The sequence below is a fragment of the Arsukibacterium sp. genome, assembly GCF_033722355.1.
In the GTDB taxonomy this organism is placed as follows: Bacteria; Pseudomonadota; Gammaproteobacteria; order Enterobacterales; family Alteromonadaceae; genus Alishewanella.
This window is the reverse complement of record NZ_JAWVZF010000258.1, coordinates 1-2,414: the sequence shown is the minus strand read 5'-3', so window position 1 is coordinate 2,414 and position 2,414 is coordinate 1. Positions and strand designations below refer to the sequence as shown.

2 protein-coding genes are annotated in these 2,414 nt (G+C 50.9%); one reads left to right on the top strand and one right to left on the bottom strand.

Features of this window, described 5'->3' with window-relative positions; genetic code table 11:
- Positions 1-348: 348 nt before the first annotated feature.
- A complete protein-coding gene (locus R3177_RS14555; protein WP_318971728.1) occupies positions 349-1,557 on the top strand; it encodes a serine hydrolase domain-containing protein in 1,209 nt (402 codons plus the stop codon).
- Positions 1,558-1,591: 34 nt separating this feature from the next.
- Here the strand turns inward: R3177_RS14555 and rlmA are convergent, their stop codons facing one another.
- The gene (rlmA, locus tag R3177_RS14550; RefSeq protein ID WP_318971727.1) at positions 1,592-2,389 is read right to left on the bottom strand and encodes a 23S rRNA (guanine(745)-N(1))-methyltransferase; all 798 of its coding nucleotides are present in this window, start codon (positions 2,387-2,389) and stop codon (positions 1,592-1,594) included.
- Between the last annotated feature and the right edge of the window lie 25 nt (positions 2,390-2,414).

Sequence of the window (2,414 nt, the reverse complement as noted above, 5' to 3'; positions counted from 1 at the left end):
TTACTGGCATACTGTGGTTCATATTGGCAGCAATAACGTCAGGCTGCGGTTTCGGGTGTTTTTGCTCGGCTGCCTGGCATTATGGCTGATTTGGATCCGCTTGCTGGTACTGGCGTTTATTTAAGCCGGCCTGAACAGGGCTGGTTAGTGTCCTGTATAGCGCTGCTATGCCAAATTGCCGGCGGCCGTTCATCGGTTGGCGGAGCTTAACTTTAATGGTACCTTGCAGCGCCATATTAATGAGCGGCTCGGCTAACGGGTTAACCGGTACCGGAGCAGCAAGGTAAAACTGCCGGCAATGATAAATTTGAGGTTATTTTGATTCGGGTATTTTCAGCTGTAGTACTAATGAATTTATTAATGTTGTTGCCTGCCGCAGTAAAGGCACAGCAGCCTGTTGCTGAACCCTTTTCGCCAGGGCAGACAGTAGCAGGACCTTTGGCGACAGAGTTGGCAGAGTTTGATCGCTATTTTAATCAGCAGATGAAAGAGCATGCTATTCCCGGTGCGGCCTATGCGGTGGTATATCAGAACAAAATTATCAGTGCTAAAGGCTATGGTGTCAGGGATATTGACGGCGACAAGCCGGTTGACCCTTATACTGTGTTCCGGATTGCATCGGTGTCTAAAACCTTTGCGGCCGGGCTGGCCAGTCTGCTGGAGGAGCGCGGCCATTTTCGCTGGGACGAGTCAGTGGTGCAGTATATTCCGGAGTTTTCTTTTAAAAATGCCCGCTATAATCCGCAACTGAAAATTGAGCATCTGTTGTCGCAAAGCAGCGGTGTGATGCCTAATGCCTATGACAACCTGATCGAAGCCAATATTTTGCCGGAGCGGATTTTACCGCAGTTTCAGAAAATTGACCCTTTGTGTAACCCGGGCCAATGCTACGGTTATCAGAATGTATTATTCAGCCTGATTGAGCCCATCATCAGCCAGACCACCAGCAGCGATTACGCCAGTTTACTGAAAAAAAATATTTTTGAGCCCTTGCAGCTGCCAACAGCGTCTGTTGGTCTGGAAGCTTACTTGCTGAATGAAAACCGGGCCAGTCCGCACATCCGGGCCCGTGGCCGCTGGCATTCACGTAATGTGAATCAGAGTTATTACCGTTTTGCACCCGCTGCCGGGGTGAATGCCAGCGTAATAGACTTAAGCCACTGGCTGATTGCTCAGCTGGGTTATTACCCGCAGGTAATGCCCCAAAAAGTGCTGGATAAAATTATTGAAAAACGGGTGAAAACCCCGCGCGATTTGCGCCGGGCCCAGTGGCGTAATTACATTAAAGACGCCCATTATGCGCTCGGCTGGCGGGTGTATCAGTTTGGCAGTGAGCAACTTATTTACCATGGTGGCTGGGTGCAGGGCTTTCGGGCTGAACTGGCATATTCACGGGAGCGTGAGCTGGGGCTGGTTATTCTACTGAATGCCGAGTCGAATGTGGTAAATAAGCTGAGCACCACTTTCTGGGCCTCGATGTTCAGTGCCCTTGAGCAGCAGGATAATGCCAGAGTCGCAACCTGTAAGGCAACTGCAGCAGATCAGAGCCGGTGCTGATAGCACTGACCACTGGTAGCAGCGGCCCGGCAGTTCAGGCTAGCTGATAAACATCGAGCAGAAAGTCGATACTGATACTTTGGGTGGCAGTGACAAACGCCTGCCGCTGCTCATTGCTGAACTTCCAGGCCAGCGGCACCATCTGCAACAGGTTATCCAGCTGCTGCGGCTCGCTGATTGCAAGCGTGTAGTTAAGTTGTTGCCGCGTAATATGCACAAAACCAGGCTCTTGCTTTATCTCAGCACTGTGCAGCCTGACGTTAGGATAAACGGCCTGTTTCATTTCAACTAAATGCTCAGGCCCGGGGCTGACACTGATAAGATAGCCCTGTGGCCGTATCACCCGTTGCAGCTCAGCGTTATCTGATGGTGCGTAAATTCTCAGCACGCTGTCAAAGCTTCTGGCAGCAAACGGCAACTGATAGGCGCTGGCGACCGCGAAGTGAATAGCCGGATAATGGCGGGCAGCATATTTGATGGCGGCTTTAGAGATATCAATACCCGCCTGTATGGTGGTCTGGCTCAGCGCCTGCTGCAACCGGCCGCTGTAATAGCCTTCACCACAACCCAGGTCGAGCACGGTTGCCGGTGTCGTTTGGACCAGCAGCGTATTAACAGCGTCTGATAATGGCTGATAGGCACCACTTTGCAAAAATGCCCGGCGGGCTTCAATCATCTGTTTATTATCACCGGGATCTTTCGAATTCTTCTGTTGCACCGGTAACAGGTTAATATAACCTTCTCTGGCAAGATCAAAACTATGATGCTTAGAGCACTGATACTGGCGACCAGTTAGCTTAAGTGGCTCGCGGCACAGGGGACAAATATACATAGGGGTATCCGCTTAATGAAACCGG